At 34.2% G+C, this 7,711-nt stretch carries 9 protein-coding genes; 7 read left to right on the forward strand and 2 right to left on the reverse strand.

What is annotated here, in order from left to right:
• The 4 genes from ABJI11_RS09305 to ABJI11_RS09320 all read left to right on the forward strand — a co-directional run.
• A partial coding sequence (locus tag ABJI11_RS09305; RefSeq protein ID WP_348351499.1) for a hypothetical protein occupies positions 1–398 on the forward strand: 398 nt, incomplete at its 5' end.
• Between the two features lie 17 nt (positions 399–415).
• Positions 416–1,267, forward strand: coding sequence for a hypothetical protein (locus tag ABJI11_RS09310; protein WP_348351501.1), 852 nt, complete (start codon positions 416–418; stop codon positions 1,265–1,267).
• Positions 1,268–1,310: 43 nt separating this feature from the next.
• Positions 1,311–2,453 (forward strand): two-component regulator propeller domain-containing protein, encoded by a 1,143-nt coding sequence (locus tag ABJI11_RS09315; protein ID WP_348351503.1) that lies wholly within the window; start codon positions 1,311–1,313, stop codon positions 2,451–2,453.
• A gap of 92 nt (positions 2,454–2,545) precedes the next feature.
• On the forward strand, positions 2,546–3,520 hold the full coding sequence (locus tag ABJI11_RS09320; protein ID WP_348351505.1) for a carbon-nitrogen hydrolase family protein: 975 nt from the start codon (positions 2,546–2,548) through the stop codon (positions 3,518–3,520).
• Between the two features lie 13 nt (positions 3,521–3,533).
• On the opposite strand, the gene ABJI11_RS09325 is transcribed toward ABJI11_RS09320, so the two are convergent.
• A complete protein-coding gene (locus ABJI11_RS09325; RefSeq protein WP_348351515.1) occupies positions 3,534–4,550 on the reverse strand; it encodes an LLM class flavin-dependent oxidoreductase in 1,017 nt (338 codons plus the stop codon).
• A 46-nt stretch (positions 4,551–4,596) separates the two neighbouring features.
• Positions 4,597–4,866 (reverse strand): winged helix-turn-helix domain-containing protein, encoded by a 270-nt coding sequence (locus tag ABJI11_RS09330; protein WP_348351507.1) that lies wholly within the window; start codon positions 4,864–4,866, stop codon positions 4,597–4,599.
• Positions 4,867–5,549: 683 nt separating this feature from the next.
• Between ABJI11_RS09330 and ABJI11_RS09335 the strand changes: the two genes are divergently transcribed.
• The 3 genes from ABJI11_RS09335 to ABJI11_RS09345 form a co-directional block, all read left to right on the forward strand.
• The gene (locus tag ABJI11_RS09335) at positions 5,550–7,022 is read left to right on the forward strand and encodes a potassium/proton antiporter (RefSeq protein ID WP_348351509.1); all 1,473 of its coding nucleotides are present in this window, start codon (positions 5,550–5,552) and stop codon (positions 7,020–7,022) included.
• Position 7,023: 1 nt separating this feature from the next.
• On the forward strand, positions 7,024–7,398 hold the full coding sequence (locus ABJI11_RS09340) for a hypothetical protein (protein WP_348351511.1): 375 nt from the start codon (positions 7,024–7,026) through the stop codon (positions 7,396–7,398).
• A 105-nt stretch (positions 7,399–7,503) separates the two neighbouring features.
• Positions 7,504–7,711, forward strand: a 208-nt coding sequence (locus tag ABJI11_RS09345) for a hypothetical protein (protein ID WP_348351513.1), incomplete at its 3' end; no start/stop codon positions are given.

Genomic DNA, 7,711 nt, shown 5'->3' on the forward strand with positions numbered 1-7,711 from the left:
GTTTTGGACCTGGTGGGCAATACGGGCACCCAGACCACAGAATTGTGAGCAACGTGGTAACGGAGGTTTTTCAAAGAGAAACGTCAGAATCGTTACAAAATTTGCTCTACTACGCATACCCTAAAGAGACCGATAATAAGAACGTAAATTTCAAAACCGATTTGGTACAATGGTTAAACGATAACCTTAAAAGAACTCAAAAAAAATTTCTTAGCTATCAAATACCCTATAGTAAAGAAGATCTGGAACTTGGGCATAAGTCTGCTAACTGTCATAAATCTCAATATACCGAAAATGACATTGATGATCTTCTTACAATAGTTGCCCAAACCGACTCAGTCATTTATTTTAGACCGTGGAATGGCGCTAATGAAATTAAAAATAATATTTTCGAGTAAACATATTCAACATGGCAATGAAGCATTCAATATATATACTAATTTTCATACTGTTTTCTTCATGTCATCAGAAACAAAGTAAATCTTCTTCTAAACCAGCAGGTTATTCTTACGGTGCTAAAAACGATTCTGCCGTATATTACTTTAATAAAGGCTGGGAATATATATTAGATTATGGACAATGGACCTTATCAGAAAAAGCATTTAGAAAAGCCATAACCTTCGATTCTACCTTTGTGGTCGGCAAAGCAATAGTTGGTAAAAGCACGCAAAACGGAACGGAAAGAATTCAAATATTAAAGAATCTCAATAATTCTAACATACCAGTAAGCCAAGACGACCAATTAATTTTAGAGGTTACCCGTATTACCATAGAACTTTTTAATGCCCGCGACCAAAACATACCATTACCAAAAGAGTTTATTCCTAATTTTTTAGCTACAGCTGAAAAAAACTACAGAACCTTTGTACATAAATACCCTAATGAAAGCTATATAAAAGGAGAATATATAGAAGTATTAAATGCTATTTATGGCGCAAAACCAGCGCTAGATTCACTACATAAGCTTACTACTGAGAAACAAAAGAAAATACCTTTTTTTGTTAGCTACGCTGCCACATTAATGTCTGAAATAGGTGATTTTGAGGCTGCACTTTCTACTGCTCATGATTTTAACGAACAAATAAACAACCCAAAGATTCCACAGCCCTATGTTCTTTACGGCAGTATCTATTTAAAAATGGATAGTTTAGAGAAAGCCAACAGATATATTGACAAAGCGCTTGAATTAGATCCAAAACATATTTTTGCCCAACGGTTTAAAAAACAAATTGTCACCAAATTAGAAATTACTGATGATAACGATTAAAATCATAACCCTTAAGTAAACCAATTTGAAGACTATAAGAATAATGAAGACGGCAAATATTTATAGATACAATACCCCGTTGTCGGCATTATTCCTTCTCCTATTTTCATCATATATTATCTCTTGTAACAGCCAAAAAGCAGAGAATGGACCCAATACCAAAAAGACAGATTCAAAAATCTCTTTAAAAGATATTCCAAAACAACATACGGAACCTGCTAAAATTGAATATAGTAGTCCTTATCTACAACCTACTATTGATATACCTATAAGTACGTTTGTACGTAGAATATTCCAAGATAAAAAAGGAAATTTATGGTTTGGCACCAATGGAGATGGTGTTGCCAGATATAACGGCACGTCTCTTGACTATTTTTCTATTAATCAAGGCTTTGGTGGTGTCGCCGTCAGAGGAATCATTGAAGACAACGAGGATAACATTTGGTTTGGCACCGAAAATGGGTTAACAAAATATGACGGTATTTCATTTACTAATTTCTCAGAAAAAGAAGGTTTACATCATAATAGTATTTGGAGTTTATTTAAGGATAGTAAAGGTATTATTTGGATAGGTACTTTAGAAGGAATCAACTTATTTGATGGTCAAAGCTTTTCTACATTTTCATTACCTGAAGGAACACCTGATTACAATAGAGGCATTAGCAGTGAAAAAATTGTTCATAGTATTATGGAAGATAGCAAAGGTAATATGTGGTTCGGTACTAATGCCGGTGCATATTTTTATGACGGTAAATCGTTAGCAAATCTTTCTGAGAACGACGGACTATGTAATAACGCTGTAAATGATATTTTAGAGGATAAAAAAGGAAATATATGGTTTGCGACGCACTACGGGGGAATATGCTTTTGGGATGGAAAATCATTTCATAAAGTAGCAACAAAAGAAAGAGCTAATAGTACCGAAGTATGGAGCTTATTTGAAGACTCACCTGGTCAAATTTGGTTTCCTATTGAAAGTTTTGGAGTTTACCGGTATAATGAAACCTCTATCACAAATTTCAACGATTCTAACGGACTAGAAAGTGCTGCCATACAAAGTATTTTTGAAGATAACCAAGGTCGCATTTGGCTAGGTGGCTACTTGGGTCTATTTCGTTTTAACGGTGTCTCTTTTTATCATGTCAGTCAAAATGACATCTTAAAAGAAACAACCATAACCAATTAAAATTCAATTGTTTAAAAATTTTAAATTAAAGTTGATCTTTAAGGAACTACTAAAAATAAAACTAAAAAATATAATATAACATTACTGCTCAAATGACTAAAATTATAGATACTCCCGATCAAAACAATCTAAAAATAGGCATGGCTCAAATCTCCCCGGTTTGGTTAAATAAAGAAGCTACTATTGATAAAATCAAAGAAAATATTGTTAAGGCTAGCAGCGATGGTTGTGAGCTGGTTGTTTTTGGGGAAGCACTTTTACCAGGTTATCCTTTTTGGGTTTCCATGACCGATGGTGCAAAATTCAACTCTACCGTGCAAAAAGAAATTCATGCGCATTATATTAAGAATTCCATTCAAATTGAGGCTGGTGAATTAGATGATATCTGTGCGCTTGCCAAAGAGCATAAAATCGCTATTTATTTAGGTTTAATGGAACGTGCAAAAAACAGAGGTGGTCATAGTATTTACTGTTCTCTTGTATATATAAATAGTGATGGTGAAATTAAATCGGTACATAGAAAATTACAGCCTACTTATGAAGAGCGACTTACCTGGGCTCCTGGTGATGGTAACGGATTACAAGTGCATGATCTTAAAAACTTTACCGTTGGCGGGTTAAACTGTTGGGAGAACTGGATGCCACTGCCAAGAGCCACCTTATATGGTTTAGGTGAAGATTTACATATTGCCGTATGGCCTGGTTCCGATTACAATACGGCAGACATCACCCGATTTATTGCCAGAGAATCACGCTCTTATGTTGTTTCCGTTTCTAGCTTAATGAGTAAAAAAGATTTTCGAGAAGATACGCCGCACCTCAATGCCATATTAGAAAATTGTCCTGAAACTTTGGCAAACGGGGGTTCTTGTATTGCAGGCCCAGATGGGGAATGGGTTTTACCTCCTGTAATTGACAAAGAGGGACTTATAACGACAACCATAGATTTTAATAGGGTGCTAGAAGAACGTCAAAACTTTGATCCTGTTGGGCATTATTCTAGACCAGATGTTACAAAACTTGTTGTAAACAGGGAAAGGCAATCTACGGTTGAAATAAAAAATTAAAAATGGAGAGAAATTAATTTTTCTCTCCATTCAATTCTTTCATAATCTCTGCAAACAATTGATATGATTTTATGCGGTCTTTACCATCATAAATATTGGTTACCGCAATAAGTTCATCTACTTGTGTATCTGCAATAAATTGCTGTACTTGTTTTTTAACGGTCTGCTTGCTACCGATGAAAGAATATTTCAACATTTGTTGCACCGACGGATTCTGACTTAACTCTCGCAAATCTGAAGTCATGTCTACCGGTGGTTGCATAAATCCGCGGTTACCCGTAAGCAAACCAATAATCATTTTATATAACGATGTTGAAATGCGCTCTGCTTCTTCATCTGTATCTGCAATGATAATATTTACACCCGCCATAGTATATGGTTGTTCCAAAACATCTGAAGCCTGAAATTCTTGATAGTAAATTTGCAAGGCGTTCATTAGGTGTGTTGTCGCAAAGTGGCTCGCAAATGCATAGGGCAAACCTTTTTTAGCGGCTAAATGAGCACTATCTGTACTTGACCCCAAAATGTATAAAGGTACCTCTACCCCTTCTGCCAAGGTTGCTCGCACTTTGGCATCGGCATTTTCAGTAGAAAAGTAGCGTTGTATTTTTTCCACTTCTAACGGAAACGACTGCGCTGCTTGAAAAAAATCTGAACGAATTGCTTGGGCAGTCAACTGATCCGTACCTGGCGCACGACCTAAGCCTAAATCTATACGGTTTGGGTATAGAATACCTAACGTACCAAATTGCTCTGCAATAATTAATGGGGAATGATTTGGGAGCATTATTCCCCCTGACCCTACATGTATTGTTTTAGTCTCTTCTGCGATTTTACCTATTAATATTGATGTAGCACTACTGCCTATAGCGACAGAATTATGATGCTCTGCCAACCAAAAGCGTGTATATCCTGCTTCTTCCGCAGCTTGGGCAAGAGCTACCGAGTGTTCAAAAGTATCTTTAAGCGTTGTACCTTCAGATACTATGGCTAAATCTAATATGGAATAATCTATCTTTTTCATATCAATAAACTCATTTATACATTTAAAAGCATCAATATATTTATTTAAAAAATTACAGGTTTTTTAAGCGTAGTATATAATTATCCCACACTTCATGATTTAAAGTGTAACTATAATTACGACCTATTTTGTGCTTATTTATCAAACTGGCTTCTACAAGTCTTTTTACATGGTGACTTATAGAAGGTTGTGCTAAATCAAGTAGATTGCAAGCTTTAGTACATTCTACCTTTCCTTGGTTCTTTTGCATGTACTGCAACAATTTCAACCGATTTACATCACTTAATGCTTTAGAAATTTTCTCTACTTGTATTAGCTCCATGATGTTTTAATATATTGATACATGCAAATGTATTTATAAATATTGATTTAAAATACAAATTGGGAAGACCTTAATAATGATTAACTTGACCTTAAGAATAATACTACATTTGATAAATGAAGAAAATTACTCAAACACCACATATAATCTTCTGGATTCTGATTCCCGTTATACTACTAGTTGGATTTCTAAAACCTGATAAGACACTCGATATCAATATTCATGATACCTATTTGGTAATGGATTTATTCAATTTAACTGTTCTGATCTCTATTATTTTCGGTATTCTTGGTTTTGGTTATTGGATAATAATTAAGTTAAACAGAAAACTTTTAAATTGGCTGACCTGGATTCATTTAATCCTCTCCATTATGGGATTTCTTATACTTCTATTAATTCCAATTATATCACCTGAAATACATCAAGACAGCCCTGGTTCTCACTTTGTTTTTCATCATGATCTTGGGCAAATTGCAATTAGCACTTTATTTTTAGTTATTATAATCCAATTATTATACCTCATACATATTATAACTGCCCTATTTAGAAAGACAGTTTAAAATTTCAATACATCTTGGATATTAATTCAACATGTTAACATTGTGCCAAACCTTAACATTTACATTGGATTTTTGATAAATAATATAACTTTGTTATGTTAAAATTACAATGACTAACCACCAATGAATCTCACCATAGAAAACATACTACTAGTTGGATCTATTCTACTATTTATCAGTATTATAGTAGGTAAAACTTCATATAAATTTGGTGTCCCTACATTAATCCTTTTCTTGGCTATAGGTATGCTTGCAGGTTCTGACGGTATTGGCGGCATTCAATTTGACGACCCTAAACTTGCTCAATTTATAGGTATAGTTTCTCTTAACTTCATTCTATTTTCTGGTGGACTGGATACGAACTGGAGTGCCGTAAAACCAATACTTAAAGAAGGTTTGGTGCTTTCTACTTTAGGAGTTTTATTAACTGCATTGACCTTAGGTACATTTGTATATTATATTACCGATTTTACTATTTATGAAAGTATGTTGTTAGGGTCTATTGTTTCATCTACCGATGCTGCTGCGGTATTCTCCATTTTACGCTCTAAAAATTTGGCTTTAAAAAGTAATTTAAGACCAACCCTAGAATTAGAAAGTGGTAGTAATGACCCAATGGCATATGTACTTACGCTAGCATTTTTAACGCTGGTCATCAATCAAGATTTAAGTATACTTTCCATAATTCCGTTGTTTTTAAAACAAATGATCTTAGGTGGTATTGGAGGATTTGCCTTTGGGAAACTTAGTGAAATCATTATTAATAAAATTAAATTAGGTTTTGAAGGACTATATCCGGTATTGGTCATTGCCTTAATGTTTATTACATTTTCAGCAACCGATGTCGTTGGCGGTAACGGATTCTTGGCTATATATATTTGTGCCGTGTATTTAGGTAATCAAGATTTAATTCATAAATCGACCATTTTAAAAATGTTCGACGGTATGGCTTGGCTAATGCAAATTGTATTGTTCTTAACCTTAGGTCTACTTGTTTTTCCGTCTCAAATTGTACCTTATTTAGGCATTGGTTTACTTATTTCTGTATTCTTAATACTAGTTGCCAGACCTGTTAGTGTTTTCCTTAGCTTAATGTTCTTTAAAATGAAGCTAGGTAGAAGATTCTACATCTCTTGGGTAGGTTTACGCGGTGCTGTTCCCATTGTATTTGCCACGTATCCCCTATTGGCAGGTATCGACAAAGCAAATATCATATTCAGTATTGTATTTTTTATATCGGTTTCTTCAGTTCTAATACAAGGTACCACCCTATCTGTTTTTGCAAAATGGTTGAATGTAGCTTTACCGGATAAAGTAAAACCTATTGCAGAAAATGACAGATATATTTTAAACCTGCCTAAATCTGCGATGGAAGAAGTTATAATTTTGCCAAATAGTTTTGCAGTAGATAAACGTATAATAGATTTGCACCTACCAAGGGCCGCATTCATAGTTATGATTAAAAGAGATGGAACTTTTGTTAGACCCGGTGGATCAACAATTATTGAAGCGAATGATACTTTAGTTTTGCTTTTAGATAATGAAGAAATTTTGGAAGAAGTTAATGTAATTCTAAACCAAGCGGTTATTGCATAATATGAAAAGTACAAATAACATATTCAAAGTTCTTTTACTCGTTACAATCTATTGTTTCGGTATATATAGCTCTGCAAATACGTTACCCTTTTCTAATGAGATCGGCATAACCCAAAGTGATGATCAGAACGCATATTTTTCTGAATACTCAAAGGTTTTATCTCCGCATGCACAGCAAACTGAGGTTTCAATTTCTGACGTTGCCGAAATTACATCGCCAAACTACAAGCTTCCTTTTACAAGTTTCAATTCAAGCATTAACAGTAGTGAATTACTCTTCACCGCTACATATAAGCAGTACAAACTGTACGCTAATACCCTTTTAATCAGGCATAGGAAGTCTGATCTTATATTCCCATTCCATAGTTTCTGGTAAACCATTGTAATTAGGCTATCCTATTGGTTAGCCCAGTTTAAAGTATGGCATGATGTAAAATAGTTACATCATAAAAAATCAGTATCTCATATTAAAAAATATAAAATGGATTTAGGAGTAACTGCTATTGGCTTAGCATCTGTTGCACTTTGTGCAATGCCTTTTGTTGTCACCAACAGAAGTAGAAAAATAAAAGAAAAACAAATGATGTCATCTTTAAATGATATCGCCAATAAACATAATTGTCAAATTTCGGAACATGAAATTTTTGGTCATTACGCCATAGGTGTTGATGCCAAAAAGAAATTTGTAT

It is taken from the genome of Maribacter sp. (genome assembly GCF_039968975.1).
Classification (GTDB): Bacteria; Bacteroidota; Bacteroidia; order Flavobacteriales; family Flavobacteriaceae; genus Maribacter.